Source organism: Sporanaerobium hydrogeniformans (genome assembly GCF_002735925.1).
GTDB lineage: Bacteria > Bacillota > Clostridia > Lachnospirales > Cellulosilyticaceae > Sporanaerobium > Sporanaerobium hydrogeniformans.
In genome coordinates, this window is record NZ_PEDL01000010.1 from 14596 (window position 1) to 37697 (window position 23102).

Sequence of the window (23102 nt, forward strand, 5' to 3'; positions counted from 1 at the left end):
ATGAATAAGTTAAGATTAGGTTTTGCACCTACTAGGAGATTTACCTTTAGTAAAGAAGATGCACATAAATATAAAAACATGATAAGAAAGTACATAGATACGTATGATATTGAAGTCATAGATATTGAAGACATGAACGAAGAAGGACTTTTATATAATGATACTGAAATGGCTTATAAGATAGCAGATAAATTTATAAGAGAAAAAGTAGATGCAGTATTTGTCCCACATTGTAACTTTGGAACAGAAGATACAGTAGCTAAAATGTGTAAAGAAGTCGGAAAGCCTGTTTTGTTATGGGCTCCAAGAGATGAAGATCCTTTAGAGGATGGTACAAGATTGAGAGATAGTCAATGCGGTGTGCTTGCGACAGGTTCAGTTTTAAGAAGATTTAATGTTTCTTTTACATACATTCCTAGTACAACTATAGAAGATTCTATTTTTAAACGGGGCTTCGAAAACTTCTTAAAGGCAGCAAATGTTGTAAAAGCATTTAATAGCATTAGGATACTACAGATATCGACACGTCCTGCTGATTTCTGGTCAGTTATTTGTAATGAAGGGGAACTTTTAGAAAAGTTTAATATTCAAATCTACCCTATTAGCTTAAAGGAAATTGAACTAAAAACATTAGAAATTGAAGCATCGAATAGTGAAGCATTAGCAAAAGAGATAGAAAAAATTAAAGGCTTAGTGGATTGTTCGGCAGCTGATGAAAGTAGTGTGAAGAGAGTAGCAGCCCTTAAACTGGCAATGCGTTATTACATTGATAAAGAACTTTGTACCTGCGCAGCCATTCAGTGTTGGTCAGCACTTCAAGAAAGTCTAGGGATCATGCCCTGTCTTGCCAATGCACTTTTAACGGATGAAGGCATACCAGTTGCTTGTGAAACAGATATTCACGGTGCGATTTCATCTGTTATGGCTTATGCGGCAACCATGAATCAAAAGTCTCCTTTTTTTGCAGATATTACAGTAAGACATACCAGTAATGAGAATGGAGAGCTCTTGTTCCACTGTGGCAATTTCCCAGTAAGTCTCACAAAATGTGAGTGTAAAACAAGCTTTAATAAGCATTTCTTGTTTGATGACCATGCACCAGGTACCCACGAAGGTGAAATTATAGGTGGTGAAATGACGATTGTCAGATTTGATGGTGATCATGGTGAGTATCAATTATTTTTAGGAAAAGCAAGAGGAATTGAAGGTAAATTTACAAGAGGAACGTATGTATGGGTTGAAGTAAATGATTGGCTTGAGTGGGAAGATAAATTAGTAACAGGACCTTATATCCATCACTGTAGCGGGATTCATGAGGATGTAGTACCTGCTTTATATGAAGCTTGTAAATACATTAAAGGACTTAGACCAGACCCCGTTGATCCAAAAGAACCCGAGATAAAAGCGTGGTTAAGAGGGAGTATCTAAGTAGGAGGGAATTATGCAGAATTTAAGGGCAAAATCATTTGAAATTAGAAAGTCTATTTGGAACATGATCTATAAGGCTAAAGCAGGTCATGTAGGTGGAGATTTTAGTGTATGTGATATTCTAGTAAGCCTTTACTATAAACATATGAATATTGAGCCTGATGAAATAGATAGTCCTCTAAGAGACCGATTTATCTTGAGTAAAGGACACTCCGTAGAAGCCTATTACAGTGTACTTGCAGATAGAGGGTTTTTTCCTAAGGAAGACTTAGAAACCTTTTCACAGTTTAAATCCAAATATATTGGTCATCCCAATAATAAAGTAAATGGAGTTGAGATGAATTCAGGTTCATTAGGTCACGGCTTATCAGTGGGTGTAGGTATGGCTATAGCTGGTAAAATGGATCACCTACCTTACAATGTTTATGTAGTGATGGGAGATGGTGAGCTGGCTGAAGGCTCTGTTTGGGAAGGAGCTATGGCTGCAGGTCATTATAAATTAGATAATCTGATTGCTGTTATTGATAGAAATAGACTGCAAATATCTGGTACAACAGAAGAAGTAATGACGCAAGACAGCCAAGAGGAACGCTGGAGGAGCTTTGGCTGGCATGTGCTTACTACTGATGGAAATAACTATGATGCCTTGGATCATGCTTTTAAAGAAGCTAAAAAAGTAAAAGGTAAACCCACTATGATTATAGCTGAAACAACGAAAGGTTACGGCATCTCTTTTGTAGAGGGAAAAAGAGAATGGCATCATAAGGTACCGAATGCAGAAGAATATCTAAAAGGCTTGGAAGAGCTAGAAGAAAGGAGAAGAGCTGCCAATGAATAACATTCCTAATCGTCAAGTGATTTGTGAAGTGCTCCTAGAAAAAGCTGCAATAGATAAAGATGTTATAGTGCTTTGCAGCGATTCAAGAGGGTCTGCTTCACTAGAAAAGTTTGCAAATACCTATCCTTCACAATTTGTAGAAGTGGGGATAGCAGAGCAGAGTTTAGTATCTATTAGTGCAGGACTTGCTAGATGTGGAAAAAAGGTTTTTGCGGCTTCTCCAGCCTGTTTTTTATCAACACGTAGTATGGAGCAATGCAAGGTAGATGTAGCCTATTCCAACACCAATGTAAAGCTCATTGGTATCAGTGGTGGAATAAGTTATGGGGCACTTGGTATGACACATCACTCTGCGCAGGATATTGCCACACTTGCAGCTATCCCCAATATGAGGGTTTACTTACCGAGTGACAGGCATCAGACCAGGAAACTAATTGAGCAAATTGGTCAAGATGAGAAGCCAGCTTACATAAGAGTAGGACGCAATCCGGTAGAGGATGTCTATGATGAAAGTAGTATTCCTTTTGAATTAGATAAAGCTTCTATAGTAACAGATGGAGATGACTTAACTATCATTGCTTGTGGTGAAATGGTAAAGCCATCTCAGGATGCAGCACTTGAGTTAAAAAAGCAAGGAATTAACGTAAGGGTTATTGACATGTACTGCCTTAAACCGCTGGATAAAGAAGTGATTATCAAAGCAGCAAAAGAGACTAAGAGAATTATTACTATAGAGGAACATTCTCCAATAGGGGGATTAGGCACTATGGTGAGCCAAGTTGTTGCAGAACATTATCCTGTTAAGGTGAAGAATCTTGCACTACCAGATGAAGCGGTTGTGGCAGGAAAATCTCAAGAAGTATTTGACTATTATAGGTTAAATGCAAAAGGCTTGATCGAAACAGCTATGGAGTTGATAAATGATGGAAAATAAAAAGTACCTATTAGCAATAGATCAAAGTACATCAGGGACCAAGGCTCTATTATTTGATGAGGGGGGTAATATTGCTCATAGATATGATAAACCTCATAAACAAATCACCAATAATAGAGGATGGGTTGAACATAATCCGGAAGAAATTTATGACAATTTAATTGAATGTGTGAAGCAAGTGGTACATGAAGCAGAGGTTAATAAAGAGAGTATCGTTGGTATAGGACTCAGCAACCAAAGAGAAACTGCTGTAGTATGGGATAAGTTTTCTGGGAGGTCACGTTATAATGCCATTGTATGGCAGTGTAATCGGGGTGAAGCTATTTGCAAAGAAATAGCTGACCAAGGGCAAGCTGAAAGTATTCAGTCTCGTACAGGGCTTCCTCTTTCTCCCTATTTTTCAGCAGCTAAGATAAGTTGGGTACTAAGATACTTAGAAACAAATGAAGAAAGTATAGAGGAGCTTTGTGCAGGGACTATGGACAGCTATTTGATCTATAGGCTTACAAAAGGTAAAGTTTTTAAGACAGACTACTCCAATGCTTCACGTACTCAACTATTTAATATTTTAGATCTTAAATGGGATGAAGAAATAGCAAGTTTATTTAAGATAAATCCAGCTATTTTACCAGAAGTTTGTAATTCGAATGCAAGTTACGGAGAAACAGACCTTGAGGGGTATCTTGATAGACCTATACCTATTCATGCTGTACTAGGGGATTCTCATGGAGCTTTATTTGGTCAAGGTTGCTTGGAAAAAGGTATGGTAAAGGCAACTTATGGAACGGGTTCCTCTATTATGATGAACATTGGAGAAAAACCTATTTTTAGTAAAAAAGGAATAGTTACTTCTTTAGCTTGGAAAATAGGCGATAAGCCAGAATACGTTTTGGAAGGCAATATTAATTATACAGGAGCAGTTTTAAAATGGGTGACAGAAGACCTTAAGCTTATTTCTTCACCAAAGGAGTCCGAGACTTGTGCTTTTGCAGCCAATGAAGCAGATAAAACCTATCTTGTTCCTGCCTTTACAGGTTTAGGAGCTCCTTATTGGAACAGTGAGGCAACTGCCCAGATAAGTGGTATGACACGTATAACAGGAAAAAATGAAGTAGTGAAGGCAGCATTAGAGAGTATTGCTTATCAAATAGCAGATATTATTTATCTGATGAAAGAAGAAGCTCAGATAGATATTCAAGAACTGCGAGTAGATGGAGGACCTACACGGAACCAATATCTGATGCAATTTCAAAGTAATATCCTAGACCTAAAGATACAAGTACCTAAATGGGAAGAGTTATCTGCTATAGGTGTAGCTTACATGGCAGGCACTGAGCTGGGTCTTTATGACAAAAATGCCATTTTTAATAATATTGAAAGAACACAATTTACATCTTACTTTAATACTGCTGAAAGAAAAGAAAAATATTTAGGTTGGCAACAAGCAGTGCAATCAGTATTAATAAGGGCAAAAAACAACTAACTTAATGTGCTGTATATAGACAAGATACTAGACTATAAAGACTTTCTCCAAGGGTATAAAAAAGGGTATTTCGGGGTTTTCCCGTAATCCGGATTGTTTCCTAATTAAGAAGCAATCCTATAGAAACTATATATTAATTGAGGAGGAATAAAAGATGTTAAGAAAAGTTCTAGGGACATTAATGAGTACGGTTATGATTTCCATGTTATTAGTAGGATGTGGAGGTTCTACCGCGCAGGAAAAAACAACTGGGGGAGAAGTAGCAAAAGAAACAGTAGCAGAAAAAAAAGGTTGAAGAGAAGGCACCTCAAACTCCAGAAGCGAGTAAATCTAATCTTATTTATATTATAACACCTTCACACTCCAACCCATTCTTTAAAACAGAGGCAGATGCAGCCAGTGCTAAAGCAAAAGAATTAGGGTATGAAGTAAAGACAGCTTCACATGATGACGACCCAACCAAACAAGCTGAATTATTTGATAGTGCAATCGCAGATAAAGCTGCTGCTATTATTTGTGACAATGCAGGGGCAGATGTTACAGTAGAAGCTGTTCAAAAGGCTAAAGATGCAGGTATTCCTACATTTCTTATTGACCGTGAAATCAATAAAGAAGGGGTAGCTATCTCACAAATTGTAGCCAATAACTATCAAGGAGCAAAAGCAATTGCAGAAGCTTGGGTAGAAGCAATGGGTGAAAAAGGGAAGTATGCAGAGTTATTAGGCAAGGAGACTGATACAAATGCAGGTGTGCGTTCAGCAGCATTCCATGAAGTGATTGATCAATATGATACCTTTGAGATGGTTGCAGTTCAAACAGCTAATTGGGAACAAACTCAAGGTTATGAAAAAACAGAAACTATTCTTCAATCTAATCCAGATATTACAGGTATTATTTGTGGTAATGATACAATGGCTGTAGGTGCAGCTGAAGCTTGTGCAGCAGCTGGAAGAAGCGATATTAAAATTATTGGTGTAGATGGCTCTGATGAAGCAGCAGCTTTGATTAAAGAAGGAAAAATGACAGGTACTGCCTTACAACAATGTGCACTCATTGCAGAGATGGCAGTAGAGCAAGCGGATAAATATCTAAAAGAAGGTAGCACAGGTTTACCAGAAAAGCAATTAGTAGATTGTCTTGCTATTACAGCTGATAATGTAGATAATTTAAAAGCTTTTGTGTATAAGGAATAACAATTTTTCAGACAACAGAGAGCGAGGGCTTTTTGTTGTCTGAAATTTCTTAGTCCATAGAGAAATTAATAATAAATAAAAGTCAAGGTGTTTAAAAAATAAATGATAGGTAGGAGAACAGAATGAAGAGAAGGATGTATTTATCTGTAGCTGTAGCATTAGTGCTAATGGCAACTACTCTAACAGGATGTGTAAAAGTTGTAAAGATAGGTGAAGAAGGTAAATTAACGGGTAAGGTAAAGTTTGATGCAGGTGAGAGTGTAACAGAGCTTTGGGAAAGCGCACAAGCTAATATTGAAGAAAAGGCTGTGGATCTTAATTCATTTTTAAAAGAGGCCAATGGGGATTTAAAATCCTTAGCAGACAAGTATGGCAAATATTCTATGGGCACAAGTGGGAGTATTAGTTATGCTGTGAAAGGTACAGGTATTGTAGAAGAAGTTAATCAAGAAAAGAAAGCAGGCTATATGGTAGTTAAGCTAGTTGGTTATGAGGGGAAAGAAGTCATTAAGCTTCAAATAGGGAGTATTTATAAAGGCTCTTCTACGAGAGATGTACTAGATATTATTAACTTTGGTGATTATACCAATCAAGAAGAATGGGCAGCTATTTCTAAGGAACTGCATACAATGATTCATACGAATGTCATAACAGCAAATAAGCCAGAAAATTTAATTGGAAAAACTATTGATTTTATTGGAAGCTTTACAGAAAGTGGAAATGATGAATTGTTAATTACACCTATAAAATTAACAGTAAAATAAATGCGGAGGTTAACCGGAAATGAAAAAGATATGTAAAGAAGGGGTATGCCTTCGTGCAGAAGGTGTTAGTAAAATATATCCAGGTACCAAAGCACTTGATCAGGTAGACTTTGATCTTCTTACAGGGAAAGTAAATGTATTAATTGGTGAAAATGGGGCTGGAAAATCTACACTTATGAAAATTATTGCAGGTATTGAGCAGCCAAGTGAAGGTAAAATTTATATGGGTGAAGAAGAAGTACACTTTAGAGATACTTCTGAAGCTAGAAAACATGGGATTGGTATTATTCATCAAGAGTTAAATCTATTTCCCAATCTTCCAGTTTATCAAAATCTATTTATGGCACGAGAAAAAAAGAAAGGTTTAGGGGTGGATAACGTCTATCATAAAGAACAAGCAGAGAAGATATTGGAACGCTTAGAACATCCCATTCCTGTAGAGACTTTGGTAAGTGAGCTGCGAGTAGGGCAACAACAAATGATAGAGATAGCACGTAATTTACTAGAAGACGATTTGAAAATTTTAATTATGGATGAGCCGACGTCTTCCTTGTCAGAGCAAGAGGTGCAAGTTTTGTTTAAAATTATGCGTGAGTTAACCGCTCAAGGCATCTCCATCGTTTATATATCACATAGACTAGAAGAAATTATGAAAATCGGAGATCATGTAACCATCCTGCGTGATGGGAAATATGTGGCTGATGCAGATGTAAGTGACATTGATGTACCTTGGATTGTAAAGCAAATGACAGGTGAAGAGAGGGCTTATCCTAAGAAAAACCGTAACATTGAGTGGTGCAAGCAAGAAAGTGTTTTAGAAGTTAAAAAATTAACTTTGCCAAAGCAAGGTGGAGGTTATTTGCTAAAAGATATAAGCTTTGACCTAAAAAAAGGAGAAATATTAGGGATATATGGATTAATGGGTGCGGGACGTACAGAATTATTTGAGTGCATCATGGGATTAAGACCTGAGCATACCGGTGAATTTTTCTTAGATGGTAAAAAAATAGAGGTTAAATCTATAGCTGAACAAATTGATAGAGGATTTGCTTTGGTTCCAGAAGACCGTCAGAGAGAGGGACTTGTTCAAACGCTAGATATTGGTAGAAACTGTTCCTTATCGGCACTAAAGAATTATAAAAAATTCTGTTTTGTGGATTTTGCAAAAGAAGATAAGCATGTAGAATCACAAATCAAGGATATACATATTAAAGTAGTGGATAAGAGGCTACCTATTTTATCCTTAAGTGGCGGTAATCAACAAAAAGTAGTCATTGGAAAAGGAATTTTAACCAGGCCTAAAATTTTGTTAATGGACGAACCTAGTCGAGGCATTGATATTGGTGCAAAAACAGAAGTATTTGACATTATTAACCAATATGCAGAACAAGGGCTCTCGATTATTGTTATTTCTTCTGAGTTAAAAGAAATTATTTCTATAGCTGATCGTGTTATTGTTCTTTCCAATGGGATTAAAACGGGAGAATTAGTGGGAGATGAGATTAAAGAAGAGACGCTTGTCCTAGAATCTTATAAAGGCCATCATGGTCAATAGTCAAAAAAGGAGATTTAAAAAATGAATACAAATAAAAAGGGTACTTACAATAAATTAGGAATGACTCTTTTAAAAGGAAGGACATTTATTGTACTCATTATTCTATTAGTGTTTTTTAGTTTAACTGCAGATAATTTTTTTAGTATGAATACTGCCCTACTTATTGGTAAACATGTTGCACTCTATGGGATTTTGGCAATCGGTATGACCTATGTCATTATTACAGGGGGAATTGACCTTTCGGTGGGAGCTATTGTAGGGCTAGCAGGAATGGTAGCGGGAGGATTGATTCAGAATGGGTTACAGTTAAAAATGTTAGGAGTTACCTTGTATTTTAGTATACCTGCTATTGTATGTATTACGATTTTACTAGGAGCACTGATTGGAGCCATTAATGGCTTTGTAATTACAAGATTTAATGTGGCACCATTTATTGCTACTCTAGGTATGATGTATATGGCTAGAGGCCTTGGAAATATTCACTCAAACGGCGCAACCTATTCGGATTTAAAAGGTTATGAAGGATTAGGGAATGAAGGCTGGAAATTCTTTGGCTCTAACCTAGTAGGTATCCCTGTAGGCCTAGTTATTCTTGTTATCATGGCAATAGTCTTTTCTGTTATTTTAAAGAAAACCTCTTTTGGATGGCATGTCTTTTCCATTGGAGGAAATGAAAAAGCAGCTAGGTTATCAGGTGTAAAAGTTAATAAGGTAAAGATTTTAGTTTATATTATATCTGGTATTTGTGCTGCTGTGGTTGGAATTATTGCCTCTTCACAGCTGGCAGCTGCTACCCCAAAAACAGGGGAATCGTGGGAAATGAATGCGATTGCAGCCGCTGTATTGGGAGGGACCTCTATGGCAGGTGGGATTGGTACCATTGGAGGAACAATTGTAGGAGCATTTGTTATAGGTGTCATTAATGATGGAATGGTTATGTGCGGCGTATCTGAATTCTGGCAAATGGTCATTAAAGGGGTAGTTATTATCCTTGCAGTAATCATTGATCAATTTCAGCGAAACCTTCAAGCTAAAATGGCGCTACAAGCACGAAATGAAAACAAATAACAAGAGGTGATGAGATGAAAAAGAGAGGCATATTACATACACAACTAGCTAGCTGTATTGCGGCTTTGGGACATAAAGATTTATTTATGATTGGAGATGCGGGGATGCCTATCCCACAGGGAGTTCCTATTGTAGACTTAGCTTTATGTGGAGGCGTACCTAGTTTTAAGCAGGTATTAGATGCTGTATTAGAAGAAGCAGAGCTTGAATATTATTATTTAGCAGAAGAAATCCAAGATAAGAATCCTCTAATTGAAAAGTATATTTATGATGTTCTAGAGGGCATAAAAGGAGAAAGGATACCACATATAGAGCTTAAAAGGCTGAGTAAAGAAGTGAAGTTTGCTATTCGGACAGGTGAGTTTACGCCTTATGCAAATGTGATTTTGCGAGCAGGGGTTGCCTTTGAAGCTTAAGTAAATTGTTTTATATATTTTATCTTGCGTGGCAATTGATTTTAGGGCAAATAGTTTAGCAACGGGGGAGTGTCACAGGACTAGATAACTAGTTTGTGATACTCCACTTTTTTAATTATTTACAAAATATCTGTTGTAACTACAGTTCAATGTAAAAATAGGTCTTATGGAACTAATACAATTTGGCTGAGGGGTGTATTGGCATAGATAAATCTCGATAATTATTAGGGGAAATACATAATAAAAGTGTGTTAAAAATAGCAAGAATAAAGGAGAATCGGTTTGAAATATATCAAAATTCCTATAAAAAAGCTTAGAGATAAATTTTTGCTTGCGATGTTAATACTAACTTTAGTTCCCATTGTTATTCAAACAAATATATCTGTTACAACTTCTAGGCGAATTATAGAGGAAAATTATATTAGTACCTATAATGTAAGTTTAAATGTGTCTAGCCAAAACTTAGATCTTTTGCTTGAGCCCATTATTAATAGTGGTAGAACTATTATCGGAAATGCACAGTTACAAAATATTTTAAGAGAACGAGGAATTCAAAAGCTAAGTGCCAAAGATATGGCCTATATAGAAAAAGAATGGGTGAGTATTATGGCACAAAATAATTATATTGATTCTGTGTATTTTTTTACGAAGCATAATCAATTAGTTTATAGGCATAAGGCGACAGATATTAGTGGTAAGCTCCAAAATATCAATATAAAAGATATGAAGAATCTAGAGTGGTATAAGAGAGCTATAGATGCAAATGGTAAAGAAATTTTTATTTGCCAAAATATTATTGCGAATATCATTGGTGACGCTAACAATATTAATAAATATGTAAGCTGTGTAAAATTAGTAAAAGACTTGGAAGCACCTTATAGTATCAGGGGGGTATTAGTTATTAATTTACGCAAGGAAATATTAAATGGTGTTTTTGCAGGTACAAGTAGGGAGGAACCTAGTGCTCATTGTATCTACGATTTATCAAGTAATGCTTTTTTAATTGAGAACGCAGAAGGGCAAGTAGCTACCATTGATAAAAAAATAGAAGCTATTAAAGCTTATAAAGAACATAAAACTTATAAAAATCCAACTTATGTTATAAGTAGTGCGCGCAATGCGACAACAGGTTGGGAGCTTTATAACATAGTAGAACGTCAATGGTTAGAAAGTCAAAGTAATGCGATTACATTAAAATCTATTGGACTTGCTATCGTTGAATTTATATTAATTACAATGGCCTTTATCCTTATTAGTAGAGCTATTAGTAGACCTTTAGAAAAGCTAGAACGTGTGATTGCTCAATGTAGGAAGGGGAATTATTCTGTTGAAGAGGATTTTGATGATTCAGAGATAGGTGAGATAGGTCATCAATTTTTAGAGGTAGTTAATAATAATATTCGGCTAAAGGATGACTTAATGCATACAACGATTAAACAAAAAGAAGCTGAGCTTATGGCTCTTCAAGAACAAATTAATCCTCATTTTTTGTACAATACATTGGATTTATTATATTGGAAAGCGGAAATAAATGAACAAAGAGAAATTGCGGATTTAACAATTCTTCTTTCCAATATCTTTAAGCTCACTCTTAATAAAGGAGAGCTTATCACAGAAGTGAAAAAAGAAATAGAACATATTACCTATTATACAAAGATACAAAAAATGCGTTATGGAAAGCGTTTAGATATTGTTATAGATATAGAGGAGAGTATATTATCTTGTAAGATCATTAAGTTATTACTCCAACCTATAGTAGAAAATGCTATTCAGCATGGGATAGAACCTAAAATAGGAGGGGGACAGGTAGTTATTAGGGGGTATAGAGAAGGTGAAAAGCTCATTTTTAGTATTAGTGATAACGGGGTAGGGATAAAAGATATAGAGCAACTAGAAGAAGGGTATGGTTTTAAAAATGTAAAGGAGCGTATTGCACTCTACTATGGTCAAAATGGCAATATAGAGGTGACAAGTGAATGGAATAAGGGAACCTGTGTGCGAATCCTACTAGAAAAGTTGAGAGGGGGGGAAGGATGATTAGGCTTGTATTAATAGATGATGAAATGATTGTGCTAGAAGGAGTAAAGAAATTAATTAAATGGGAAGAGTTAGGGTTTGAGCTTGTGGGGTGTGCAGTAGATGGAGAGGACGGATTAAAAAAGGTAAGAAAGTTAAAGCCAGATCTAGTCATAACAGATATACGGATGCCAGGATTAGATGGGTTAAGCCTTATTGATACCTTGAAGAGAGAATTTGAAGATATACTTTTTGTAATCATTAGTGGACATTCGGATTTTGAATATGCGAAAAAAGCTTTAACATTAGGTGTAGTAGACTACCTAGAAAAACCTATTACAATACCTAATATGAATCATTTATTAGAACGTATAAAAATCTTATACAATCAAAAAAATGAGCAAAGAATAGATAAGCAAAAAAGCCGGTCATTAGAAAAAGTAACGCTTCGAAAGAATTTACTTGAATATCTATATAGTGACATGGTAGATATTCACATCAAGGAGTGGATTCCTTTTCAAGCAGAAGAGGTATTTGCTGTTTTTAAAGGAAAGATAAAAGGTGATTTTACTGTAAAAAATGAAGAGTTAGAAAATGTGATAAAAAATAAACTGAAGGATAATGTACTACAACCCCTTATTATCCAATCCAAACCTAGTTTTATTGGGATACTCATAGGAGTGGAAGATATTCCTAAGGCTAAGTGGCACTATGCTTTTGAAATGCTTTATAAGCAGTTAAAAGGGATGTATGGTGAGCTTTATATGGGAGTAGGTGAAATGAAGGTAGAATTAGAAAACTTAGGAAATTCCTATAGGACAAGTAAAAGTGCTTTAAACTATAGCTCTTTTAAAGAAGTAAAAGAAGTGGTTTTTTATGAAGATATTATAAGGGATATGAGAGGCGTTGAGCTCGAAAAATTTGATGAAACCTACTTTATCCAAGCTATTAGACGTGGGAAAAAGGAAGAAGTATTAAAAAATATAGAAAAGTATTTAGAGCAGCTTAAAACAAGTAATACAGATATAAGGATTTTTAAACAGGAGTGTTTAAGACTTATTTATTTAGGAAGTGAAATGGTAGAGGAACGTAATAAGAACTTTAAAATTTTAATAAATGGGAATATGTTACCTCATGAAGCATTTGCTATAGGTAGTAGCTATAAGCAGATGAAGGAATGGATGAGAATAAGTTTTGAAACGATTTTAGAAGAATTTGAGAAACTAAGTACAAGGCAAGTTCATCATGTGTTAGACAGGGCTAAGGATTATATAGATCAATATTACAACACAGAAATTTGTCTAAATGAGGTAGCAGAAAAGGTAGGAATTAATCCAGCTTATTTAAGTCAGCTTTTCAAAGAAAAGATGGGCATCTCCTATGTGAGGTATATTACTGAAATGCGCTTAACGTATGCTAAAAAATTATTGGATCAAGGTTATAAGGTAGCAGAAGTGGGTGAAAAGGTAGGGTATTTCAACTACAGATATTTTTGTGATACCTTCAAGAAATATGAAGGAATTACACCTAGTCAGTATAGAGAAAACAAGAGATAAGCTATTGATAATTGGATAAAATGCATATAAATATTTTTGATTATATAAAAAAACATGACATTTTATAAAAAATATGACGCTAATAATATACAAAAAATAGTGATAATATATAATTATCAAATCATTAAGAGAGGGTTGAAAAAATGAAATCTAAATTATTGATGGGGGCATTAAGTTTAGCACTCTGCACATCTTTATTAGGAGGGTGTGGAAGTGGAAAAGGTACAGCAAGTGAACCAACGCAAAAAGCTGCAGAAGCACCTAAAGAGACAGCTAAAGAGGCAGAAAAACCAGCAGGTGAAAAAAAGACAATTAAATTCCTATCTATTTGGCCAGAAGATAAAGATAACTCCAAACTTATTTTGGAACTAACGGAAGAATATAAGAAAGAAAATCCTAATTTTGATATGGAGTTTGAGTACATAGCGCCCGATGACCTGGTTTCAAAGATTAAGGTGCTTCTTGCCAGTGATGATTTACCTGATGTATTTGCTTATGAGTCTGGGGAACCACTTGCTGAGCTTATTGATGCAGGCGCAGTAGTAGATATGGAGGCAGCACTTCAAGATCTTGGTATTGCTGATTGCGTAGATGAAGGGGCAAAGAGTCTTTTAAAAACTTTAGTAGATGGCAGGGGCCTTTATGATTTGCCACTTGGGCTCAACATTGAAGGTATGTGGTATAACAAAGCCTTATTTGAAAAGGCAGGTATTGCCGAAGCGCCCAAGACATGGGATGAATTAGAAGCTGCATGTGATAAATTGATGGCAGCTGGTATTCAGCCTATTGCTGGAGGAGGAAAGGATAAATGGCCACTCACTCGTCTTCTCAATGCTTATATTATGAGAAGCATAGGGGTAGATGCTATGTTAGAAGTAAAACAAGGTAAAAGGAAGATGACAGATCCTGAATTTGTAAAAGCTGCTGAAGTTATTCAAAACATGGTGAAAAAAGGTTATTTTGGGCAAGGTGTAACAACAGTTGATCAAGGTACAGCAGTTTCTATGGTACTTAATGGGCAAGCAGCTATGCACTACAATGGTAGCTGGGTAACAGAAAACTTGAACAGTGCAGATAATGCAGCAGGTCCAGAAGGAATTGGATACTTTAATATACCAACAGTAGCAGGTGGTCCAGGCAAATTAGATGAATACTCTATGAACTGTGGAAATATCCTAACATTCTCTTCTAAAAAATATGATGCAGCAACAGCCGATTGGGTAAAATATGTATTTACTAGAATGGGTGACAAAGCGATTACTGATTATGGCGCATTTAAAGGCTTTAAAATCAACAATATGCCTTCTAGCTTAACGTATTATACCAATATTGTAGCGGATAACTTGAAGGCAGCAAAAGGTTCTTCTTTGTGGTTTGAAGGACGTTTTGATGCGAAGACAAGTAAAATTGCACAAGATTATGTTCAAACACTATTTAATGGTGAAATAACACCAGAAGAATATATGACAGCTATTCAAGACTCACTTGATGGAAAATAAGAAGAACAACTACTAGTGATTAAAAGCCAGAGGAGCAAAGCAACAATGAAAAGAGGCTTGCTCCTCTTTTTGTATCAAAAATTAGAATATAAACGTTAAATAATATGAAGAGGGGTGAATAAGATGGAGAAAGTATTAGGGGATAAAAAGGCAATTGCGCTATTTATAGTACCACCTTTACTACTTTTTATAGGTGTTGTCTTTATACCTATTATATGGTCTATTGTGTATTCTCTTTATTCAGGGATGCCAGGGGTTAAGTTTGATTTTGTGGGTTTATCTAATTATACAAAAATGATGCAAGATAAAACCTTTTGGCAAGCCTTTTGGATGAATATGCGCTATGTTGGTATTGTAACATCGGGACAAATATTATTTGGGCTACTGATGGCAATGATTTTTCAATTTGCTATAAAAAAATATAAAGTATTTGTACGTACGATTGTATTTTTTCCTGTTGTACTTCCTAGTGTAGCTGTAGCTCAGCTCTTTTCAAAGATGTTTGAGATTACACCAAGCTATGGACTTATAAATGCTTTATTAGAAGTTATGGGTTTAACTGAACTTATACAGCCTTGGTTAGGTCAAGGAGGAACAGCTTTTGGTGTACTTTGTATCATGGATATCTGGACTGCAATTGGTTTTTATGCTGTTATTATCTATGGTGCATTAGTAGATATACCGGGAGAAGTCATTGAAGCAGCTCAAATAGATGGGGCTAATAGTTTTCAGCTGTTTAGGCGCATACTTATTCCTTTGTTAAAACCTATTTTGACCACTTGCTTTATTTTTAGTTTATCGGGGACACTCAAGATGTTCGAAAGTGCAACGGCTTTAACAAAGGGAGGTCCAGGTGTAGCAACACGTTCACTTTCTATGTTTATGTACAATACATCCTTTACCTATAGTGAATATGGTTATGGCAGTACGGTTGCTGTATTTATATTAATAGAGTGTTTAGTAGCTACATGTTTAGTTGGACTTATTTCTAAGAAGCTGAAAGGGGATGTATAGAAATGGAAGAGATAGTGAGACAACAGAAAATAAAAATAGCGCATAAAAGAAAGATACAGTCTAAAACCTTGCCGTTTATAGGTAAATTAGGAATTGCACTTATACTCCTTATTGAAATCTATCCTATTATTTGGATTATACTTTCCTCTTTTAAATCGACTCAGGAGTTTAATATGACACCTTCTTATAGCCTTCCAACAGCTATTCATTTGGAGAATTATGTGACAGCTTGGAAAGCAGGAAAGATGAATATATTCTTTACGAATAGTGCTATTAATACTTTAGTTTCTTTAATATTTATCCTAGCATTTAGTACAATGGCTTCTTTTGCTTTGACAAAAATGAAGTGGAAAGGGAGGGATTTAGTGTTAAAAATTTTCTTAAGTGGCATTATGATTCCTACAGTTATTGTACTTATTCCTTTATTTACGGTTTATAAAAATGTAGGGTTATTAAATACACGTACAGCCCTTATTATTTCATATGTTGCCTTTGGGTTGTCTCTCTCTATTTATTTACTGAGTACGTATCTTAAATATATTCCAGATGATTTAATTGAGGCAGCTGTTATAGATGGAGCTAATATTTATCAGGTTTTTCTGGAAATTATCCTTCCTCTTCTTAAGACAGGTATTGTAACAGTCCTAGTTATTCAGTTTTTCTTTAAGTGGAATGACTTAATGTTTTCCATGACTTTTGTAAGCAAAACGGAACTTAAAACGATCCAAACAGGGCTTTTATATTTTTCAGATATGTATGGCAATAGGAATTGGGGGGCTATTTTTGCTTCTATCGGAATTAGTGTGATGCCTACCCTCCTTTTATATGGTTGTCTCAATAAAATGGTTATAGAAGGGATGACATCAGGAGCTGTTAAGGGCTAGGAAATGGAGGTAAGAAGATGAAGGTAGGTATACAAAATCCTATATTAAGAGGATTTAATCCTGATCCGAGTATTTTGCGAGTAGGAGAAGATTATTATATTGCAACCTCTACCTTTGAGTGGTTTCCAGGTGTGCAAATTCATCATTCTAAAGATTTGGTCAGTTGGGAATTAGTAGCAAGACCTCTTTGTACAATAGAACACTTGAATATGATAGGCAATCTGCCATCAGCTGGAGTATGGGCCCCTTGTCTAAGTTACGATAACGGTTTATTTTATCTTATTTTTAGTGATGTTAAAGCCTATGCTGTAGAGCCTTTTAAAGATGTTTATAACTATGTAACAACAGCCACACAAGTAGGAGGGGAGTGGAGTAAACCGAGCTACTTAAATAGTAGTGGATTTGATCCTTCGCTTTTTCATGATGAGGATGGGCGTAAATGGTTAGTAAATATGGAGTGGGATTATAGGAAGCAAGGTATAAAGAAATTTACAGGTATTTTACTTCAAGAGTATGATGCAGAACAAAAAAAGTTAGTAGGAGAAAGCTATAAAATTTTTGCAGGAACTTCACTAGGGTTAACGGAAGCGCCTCACTTATATAAAAGAAACGGATATTATTATCTGGTAACAGCAGAGGGAGGAACATCCTATGAGCATGCTGTAACCGTTGCAAGAAGTAGGACGCTTCTAGGACCTTATACTGTGCATCCTAGAAATCCTATATTGACAGCCTATGGTAAAGAAACTCTTATTCAAAAGGCTGGGCATGCCAGTTTAGTAGAAACGCCGGAGGGGAAATGGTATATAGCTTATTTAGGTGCTAGACCGATACAAGGGAAATGCCCATTAGGAAGGGAAACTTGTTTGCAAGAGCTGGAATGGGATAAGGAAGATTGGCCTTTTCTAAAAGGCGGGGGCAATAGCCCTCGTACTACTGTTGAAGTTGAGGTAAAAAGAAATGAGTCACTACAACTTGCTACTAGAGAGCAGGGTACTAAACACTATTTGTTTAATGAAGAAAGCTTTTGGGAGGATTTTCAAAGTCTTAGGGTACCTTTAAATAAAGAAGACATACACATAGATAGAGAGAAGGGATACCTCTCACTAAGAGGGAGAGAAAGTATCTACTCAAGGCATTATCAAAGCTTATTAGCTAGGAGGCAAGAGGATTTAACTTTTGAGGCTGAAGTAGTGATGCAGTTTGAGCCCTCCCATTTTATGCAGATGGCAGGTCTTATCTATCGATATAATGAAGAGAATCTCTATTATTTATATATGAGCCATGATGAACATTTAAAAAGTAGAGTGCTTTGTTTAATTTGTGTGAATCAAGGAACCTATACACTTCTTGCGACAAAAGCTATACAAGCAGATGAAGTCACTTTAAAAGTAAAAGTAGAGAAAGAGAAAACGCATTTTTATTACAAAGAAAAAGATCAGGAAAGCTATCAGTTGGTAGCAGATAATCTAGATACTACTATCTTGTCAGATGAGCATGCCATCCCTATGTGCTTTACAGGGGCTTTTGTAGGGCTGTGTGTACAGGATTTAAAAGAACAAAAATGTTGGGCAACTTTTAAAAGATTTACTTATACTGGGAAGGAGTAATAAGATGAGTGAGCAGAAATCACGTTGGGTACCAGATACCCTTATGTTAGAGGAGCGTGCAGAAGTAGCTTTAAATGCTATGATTAATGTAGCGGATGAAGATTATGAATATATTCCTTTTTTTATGGCAAATTTTAAGGCAAAGCCTGCTTATATGATGCACGGCAATTGGGACTACGGCTCAAGTCATGGCCGTTTAGTCGATTCCATTGTGTTAGCACGAGAAATGACAGGTAGTGATTTAGGGAAGCAGGTAGAGATGCGTTATAGGGAGAATCTCCTCTCCTTCTTTAGAGAAGATGGTCTTAGTTACCGTAGGGATACGTTTAAGCATCAAGATTTAAAAGATTATCATTGTACTTTTGAGGAAAGTGCTAGTATGATTGACCAACGTGCAGTTTTATTAGGGTTAACGACTTGGTATTTAGCAACGGGGGATGAACGTGTAAAAGGTTATGCTGACCGCCACTGTGCAGCGCTTAAAGAAATTGCTAGAAAAGAAAGAGATTCTTGGTACTATCCTGCTTCTGAATACACTACTCATGGATGGCCTTCTTTTGATGCAGTACATACACGACTGGCAGTAGATCCCTGTGCTATGTGGGGGAGGCAGGTGATGCCCATTATTCGTTACTATGAAGTAACAGGTAATCCAGATGCCTTTGAACTAGCAGAAAAATTTGTTCATAATATTATTTATCGAAGTGGCGCCTTTCATCAAGATGGAAGTTTTAATGGCGCTCTAGAGTACCGAAATGGACATTTTCATACGCGTATGGGGACACTAGCTTCTATTGCACGTTTTGGTTATGTCACACGAGATGCAAGTCTGATTGCTTGGGTTAAAAAATCTTTTGATTGGGCGAGAACAAAGTGTACTACCTTTGGTTGGACACCAGGAGATATGCATGACCAAGCCTATGAGCATGAAACTTGTACTTTAGTAGATGCTATCAATACGAGTATTTGGCTCGCTAAAAGTGGTTACTCCGAATACTGGGGTGTAGCTGAAAAATTTATTCGCAATCACCTAACAGAAGCACAGATAATGGATGTGAGCTGGATTGAGGAATATGATAAAAAGGATAAAGATATTCCTGAGTATAAGACTTTTTATAAAGTGGCACAAAGGTTAAGGGGAACTTTTGCAGGTTATGCAGCTCCTAATGACTTTGTTTATGATGGTCTTGCAGGAAGAGGGCATATGATGGATGTTCAAACTTGTTGCGTGGCTTCTGGTGTAAGAGGATTATACCAAGGTTGGAATAATATTTTGACGTGGGAAAGAGAGCGCCTTAGTGTCAATCTTTTGTTGAATCGAACAGCTAAAGAGATGAATATTAATAGCTACTTACCACACCAAGGAAAAGTAGAACTTGAAATCAAAGAAGGATTGAAGGAACTTGTTGTTCGAATACCAGAATGGGTACCTTATGGAGCAGTAAGGGTTATAAGGCAAAAAGCAGATGGGACCCAAAAAGAGGAAACAGGACGTACCTTGAGCTGGGTAAAAACTTACTTTATAAACTTAAAACAAGCAGAGGCAGGCGAAAGAATCACTTTAATATTCCCTATGAAAGAACGGACGACCATTGAAAAAGCAGTAGATAATGAATTTGTCGTTAAATGGCGTGGGGATGATGTAATAGGTGTTTCACCAGAAGGAACCTATTATCCTCTTTATAGTAAACGTAAAATTTATGAGGAAGTACCTATGCGTGAAGTAACTTATAAAGAAGGAGTTCAATCCTTAGAATAAAAGAACAGCTTACATAGAGGAGGAGCAGGATGCAAAAATTATTTGAAAAAATACAAACTAAATTAGAGACGTATCGCCCTATTCCTTTTTGGTCATGGAATGATAAGCTTGAAAAAGAAGTAATGACATGGCAAATTAAGGAAATGGCAAAGGTTGGCTGTGGAGGTTATTTCATGCATGCCCGGGGAGGTATCCAAACTGATTATCTAGGAGAAGAGTGGTTTGAAAAAATAGAGCTTGGTATTCAAGAAGGGATAAAAGCAGATGTACATCCTTGGGTATATGATGAGTGTGGCTGGCCAAGTGGTTTTGCCAGCGGTAAGGTGACGGCTAAAGGAGAGCTGTATCATGCTAAGGGATTAGTGCTAGATGAAATAGAGGATTTAGCAAGTTACCAAAAAGATAAATACTTTTTAGGTTTCTATGTCTTAATGGAAGAGAACGGACAGCTGCAAAAAATAAATGAGGAGCAGAAAAAAGGCAACTATCAAAAAGCGCATACTAAACTATTTGCTATGCGCTATACCGTATGTCCGGATTACATTGATATTTTAAACAAAGAAGTTGTACGTTATTTTATAGAGTGTACACATGAGGAGTATTATAAACGATTTAAAGAAAACTTTGGTAAAGGCTTAGAGGGTTTTTTTACAGATGAACCACGTATTTCGGAAGGCAGTGTGCCTTGGTCACATCTTTTGCCAGAAGAGTTTGAAAGACGCTATGGCTATAATTTAGTAGAACAGCTACCTGCTTTATTTATTAGATGCAAGGGCTATGCCAAGGTGAGGTATGATTTTTGGAGGATGATAAGTGACTTATTTGTCAAAGCCTTCATGAAACAAATTTACGATTGGTGTGAAGATCATAACTGTCAGTTAACAGGGCATGTGATGATGGAAGAGAGTATTTATAGTCAAATGACAGGTACAGCAGGAAGTATGCCTTTTTATGAATACATGCATATACCGGGCATTGATTGGCTAAGAAGAACCATTGGAAACTCTATTATAGCTAAACAGGTAGCATCGGTAGCAGAGCAATTAGGTAAGACGAAAGTATTAACGGAAAGCTATGCCCTTTGTGGTTGGAATGTTACGCTAGAAGAACTCAAATGGATTGCTGAATGGCAATTTGTAAATGGAGTGAACCTCATGTGCCAGCACTTAGAGGGATATACGCTAAGAGGACTACGTAAAAGGGATTACCCCCCTTCGTTGTTTGTTCAACAAACATGGTGGGAGGAGTATAAGACTTTTAATGATTATTTAGCCCGTTTAGGTGCTCTATTAACCGAAGGGACAAAAAGGGTGGATACGCTCGTTCTTCATCCGATGCAAAGTGGTTGGATTAGCTATGATGGTACCAACAATGAAGAAGTTAAGAAGCTAGATAAAGATTTAATAACCCTTACTGATTATTTGATAGAGGAGCACATAGACTATCATTTTGGAGATGAAACACTCTTAGAAAAGTATGCAAAGGTAGAAGGGAATACTTTTAGAGTTGGCAATGGTTGCTACCACAATGTGATTATTCCTAGTAGCTATACATTGAAAAATCACACAGTGACTCTAATTGAAGAGTTTATAGAAAGAGGCGGAGTAGTTATTTCAGCAGGAGAGTTTCCGATGCTTTGTGAAGGAGAACCAGATTGGCGTCTAAAAAAACTGAGTAAGGTGATACAGACATTAAGTCATAAGGAAGGCTTGAGTGCAAGGATAAAAAGGGCAGATACTCAGGCTGTTTATATAAGGGCCAATCAGCAGGAGATAGGTGCTATTCGCTATACAGAAAGAAATACAGAAGAGGGCAGAGTCCTTTTCCTAGCTAATTTGAGTAAAGAAAAAAATTATTCTACCCAAGTTACTTTAAAAGGGTGCTATAAAGTGGATTATTTAGATTTAGAAAAGATGGAAACAAGGCCTTGCAAGATAACTTATGCTCTAGAAAATACAGAAGTAGAGTTAAGCTTTGCTCCTATGCAATCTTATCTTTTAATTGCTAAAGAGGTAGAGGAGGTCATGCAGTTAGAGCAAGAGACGGAATCTGTATATTGTATGGATATGCAACAGACTGATTGGTCTGTTAAAAATATGGATTTGAATGCTCTTACTTTAGATAAATGTCGTTACAGAATAGATAAAGGAGAGTGGCAAGAAGAAGTTCCTGTTATTCATCTCATGAAACACTTACTAGCCCTTAAAAGACCTTGTCAGGTAGAGATGGACTTTAGCTTTGAAATCCATGCTTCTTTGGAAAAGATAGAAAGTTTTTATCTAATAGCAGAGGAAGCAGAAGCATTTCAAATAACTATCAATGATCACGTTATAGCTTATAAAGAAGAAGGCTGGTGGAAAGATACGGCTTTTAAAAAAGTAACGATACGTCCCTTTTTAAAAAAGGGAAAAAACCATATTTATATGAAAAGATTCTTTTATCAATCACCCCATGTATATCATGTGCTATTTGATGAAGGTGTCTATGAAACAGAATTCAATCAACTTACTTATGATGTAGAATTAGAAAGTATTTATTTATTAGGTGATTTTGGAGTAATCAGTGAAGGTGCTTATGAAATATTAGAGAGAGATGGATTGCGTACGGCAGGACCTTTTAAAATAGTAGAAGAGCCTAAAATGTTAAAAGGAGGGGACTTTACAAGCCAAGGTTTATGCTTCTTCTCGGGGAAACTACATTTAGAATGTAATCTTAAAATAAATAAAGAAGAGGGAGGGGCTATTTATTTAGATTTTGGACGTATTAAAGCACCTTTATTTAAGTTGTTTATTAATGGAGAATATGTAGATAAAAAGTTATGGGCACCTTTTAAAGTAGATATTACAGCTTATGTAAAAAAGGGAATAAATCAGGTAGGAATAGAGCTTTACTCTAGCAATAGAAATCTATTAGGTCCTCATCACCATATAAACGGAGAAATCTATAATGTAGGACCTCTTAGTTTTAGTGGGGAATGGAGTTGGTGTGAACGTCCTACAGAAGGTGTAGAAATCCAAGAAGTAGATAGAAGTAGGTCTTATTGGCGAGATGATTATTGCTTTGTGAAATTTGGTATTTAATGAAG

18 protein-coding genes are annotated in these 23102 nt (G+C 36.1%); all 18 read left to right on the top strand.

The annotated features are described in order from the left end of the window. The 18 genes from CS063_RS10095 (at position 1) to CS063_RS10175 (ending at position 23097) form a co-directional block, all read left to right on the top strand. Positions 1-1428, top strand: coding sequence for an L-fucose/L-arabinose isomerase family protein (locus tag CS063_RS10095; RefSeq protein WP_099449584.1), 1428 nt, complete (start codon positions 1-3; stop codon positions 1426-1428). Positions 1429-1441: 13 nt separating this feature from the next. Then, complete coding sequence (locus CS063_RS10100; protein WP_099449585.1) at positions 1442-2266, top strand: transketolase; 825 nt, start codon at positions 1442-1444, stop codon at positions 2264-2266. Continuing rightward, positions 2259-3200, top strand: a complete 942-nt coding sequence (locus CS063_RS10105) for a transketolase family protein (RefSeq protein ID WP_099449586.1) — start codon at positions 2259-2261, stop codon at positions 3198-3200. Before CS063_RS10100 ends, CS063_RS10105 begins: the two co-directional genes overlap by 8 nt. Then, a complete protein-coding gene (locus CS063_RS10110; RefSeq protein ID WP_099449665.1) occupies positions 3190-4683 on the top strand; it encodes an FGGY-family carbohydrate kinase in 1494 nt (497 codons plus the stop codon). Before CS063_RS10105 ends, CS063_RS10110 begins: the two co-directional genes overlap by 11 nt. A gap of 154 nt (positions 4684-4837) precedes the next feature. Further along, positions 4838-4978, top strand: coding sequence for a hypothetical protein (locus tag CS063_RS17645; protein WP_180270749.1), 141 nt, complete (start codon positions 4838-4840; stop codon positions 4976-4978). A gap of 52 nt (positions 4979-5030) precedes the next feature. Then, positions 5031-5876: a D-ribose ABC transporter substrate-binding protein gene (locus CS063_RS10115; RefSeq protein WP_308415486.1), complete on the top strand. Its 846-nt coding sequence runs from the start codon at positions 5031-5033 to the stop codon at positions 5874-5876. A gap of 122 nt (positions 5877-5998) precedes the next feature. Further along, a complete protein-coding gene (locus tag CS063_RS10120) occupies positions 5999-6640 on the top strand; it encodes a DUF2291 domain-containing protein (RefSeq protein WP_099449587.1) in 642 nt (213 codons plus the stop codon). 19 nt (positions 6641-6659) lie between these two features. Next, a complete protein-coding gene (locus tag CS063_RS10125; protein ID WP_099449588.1) occupies positions 6660-8195 on the top strand; it encodes a sugar ABC transporter ATP-binding protein in 1536 nt (511 codons plus the stop codon). Positions 8196-8216: 21 nt separating this feature from the next. Beyond that, on the top strand, positions 8217-9263 hold the full coding sequence (locus CS063_RS10130; RefSeq protein ID WP_308415480.1) for an ABC transporter permease: 1047 nt from the start codon (positions 8217-8219) through the stop codon (positions 9261-9263). Positions 9264-9277: 14 nt separating this feature from the next. Further along, on the top strand, positions 9278-9679 hold the full coding sequence (rbsD, locus tag CS063_RS10135; protein ID WP_099449589.1) for a D-ribose pyranase: 402 nt from the start codon (positions 9278-9280) through the stop codon (positions 9677-9679). A 282-nt stretch (positions 9680-9961) separates the two neighbouring features. Next, positions 9962-11716 (top strand): cache domain-containing sensor histidine kinase, encoded by a 1755-nt coding sequence (locus CS063_RS10140; RefSeq protein ID WP_099449590.1) that lies wholly within the window; start codon positions 9962-9964, stop codon positions 11714-11716. Next, positions 11713-13251: a response regulator gene (locus CS063_RS10145; protein ID WP_099449591.1), complete on the top strand. Its 1539-nt coding sequence runs from the start codon at positions 11713-11715 to the stop codon at positions 13249-13251. Before CS063_RS10140 ends, CS063_RS10145 begins: the two co-directional genes overlap by 4 nt. Before the next feature lie 143 nt (positions 13252-13394). Beyond that, a complete protein-coding gene (locus CS063_RS10150; RefSeq protein ID WP_099449592.1) occupies positions 13395-14750 on the top strand; it encodes an ABC transporter substrate-binding protein in 1356 nt (451 codons plus the stop codon). Between the two features lie 123 nt (positions 14751-14873). Next, positions 14874-15764: a carbohydrate ABC transporter permease gene (locus tag CS063_RS10155; RefSeq protein ID WP_099449593.1), complete on the top strand. Its 891-nt coding sequence runs from the start codon at positions 14874-14876 to the stop codon at positions 15762-15764. Positions 15765-15766: 2 nt separating this feature from the next. Then, positions 15767-16648, top strand: coding sequence for a carbohydrate ABC transporter permease (locus tag CS063_RS10160; protein ID WP_099449594.1), 882 nt, complete (start codon positions 15767-15769; stop codon positions 16646-16648). A gap of 17 nt (positions 16649-16665) precedes the next feature. Then, the gene (locus CS063_RS10165; protein ID WP_099449595.1) at positions 16666-18258 is read left to right on the top strand and encodes a glycoside hydrolase family 43 protein; all 1593 of its coding nucleotides are present in this window, start codon (positions 16666-16668) and stop codon (positions 18256-18258) included. 4 nt (positions 18259-18262) lie between these two features. Next, a complete protein-coding gene (locus CS063_RS10170; RefSeq protein WP_099449596.1) occupies positions 18263-20017 on the top strand; it encodes a beta-L-arabinofuranosidase domain-containing protein in 1755 nt (584 codons plus the stop codon). A gap of 29 nt (positions 20018-20046) precedes the next feature. After that, a complete protein-coding gene (locus CS063_RS10175) occupies positions 20047-23097 on the top strand; it encodes a glycosyl hydrolase (RefSeq protein WP_099449597.1) in 3051 nt (1016 codons plus the stop codon). Positions 23098-23102 lie beyond the last annotated feature (5 nt).

Excerpts from the sequence above, each read along its gene's own strand:
- CS063_RS10150 (WP_099449592.1), top strand. The coding sequence starts at position 13,395 with ATGAAATCTAAATTATTGATGGGGGCATTAAGTTTAGCACTCTGCACA.
- CS063_RS10100 (WP_099449585.1), top strand. The coding sequence starts at position 1,442 with ATGCAGAATTTAAGGGCAAAATCATTTGAAATTAGAAAGTCTATTTGG.
- CS063_RS10170 (WP_099449596.1), top strand. The coding sequence starts at position 18,263 with ATGAGTGAGCAGAAATCACGTTGGGTACCAGATACCCTTATGTTAGAG.
- CS063_RS10155 (WP_099449593.1), top strand. The coding sequence starts at position 14,874 with ATGGAGAAAGTATTAGGGGATAAAAAGGCAATTGCGCTATTTATAGTA.
- CS063_RS10110 (WP_099449665.1), top strand. The coding sequence starts at position 3,190 with ATGGAAAATAAAAAGTACCTATTAGCAATAGATCAAAGTACATCAGGG.
- CS063_RS10105 (WP_099449586.1), top strand. The coding sequence starts at position 2,259 with ATGAATAACATTCCTAATCGTCAAGTGATTTGTGAAGTGCTCCTAGAA.
- CS063_RS10145 (WP_099449591.1), top strand. The coding sequence starts at position 11,713 with ATGATTAGGCTTGTATTAATAGATGATGAAATGATTGTGCTAGAAGGA.
- CS063_RS10120 (WP_099449587.1), top strand. The coding sequence starts at position 5,999 with ATGAAGAGAAGGATGTATTTATCTGTAGCTGTAGCATTAGTGCTAATG.
- CS063_RS10175 (WP_099449597.1), top strand. The coding sequence starts at position 20,047 with ATGCAAAAATTATTTGAAAAAATACAAACTAAATTAGAGACGTATCGC.
- CS063_RS10165 (WP_099449595.1), top strand. The coding sequence starts at position 16,666 with ATGAAGGTAGGTATACAAAATCCTATATTAAGAGGATTTAATCCTGAT.
- CS063_RS10160 (WP_099449594.1), top strand. The coding sequence starts at position 15,767 with ATGGAAGAGATAGTGAGACAACAGAAAATAAAAATAGCGCATAAAAGA.
- rbsD (WP_099449589.1), top strand. The coding sequence starts at position 9,278 with ATGAAAAAGAGAGGCATATTACATACACAACTAGCTAGCTGTATTGCG.
- CS063_RS10095 (WP_099449584.1), top strand. The coding sequence starts at position 1 with ATGAATAAGTTAAGATTAGGTTTTGCACCTACTAGGAGATTTACCTTT.
- CS063_RS10125 (WP_099449588.1), top strand. The coding sequence starts at position 6,660 with ATGAAAAAGATATGTAAAGAAGGGGTATGCCTTCGTGCAGAAGGTGTT.
- CS063_RS17645 (WP_180270749.1), top strand. The coding sequence starts at position 4,838 with ATGTTAAGAAAAGTTCTAGGGACATTAATGAGTACGGTTATGATTTCC.
- CS063_RS10130 (WP_308415480.1), top strand. The coding sequence starts at position 8,217 with ATGAATACAAATAAAAAGGGTACTTACAATAAATTAGGAATGACTCTT.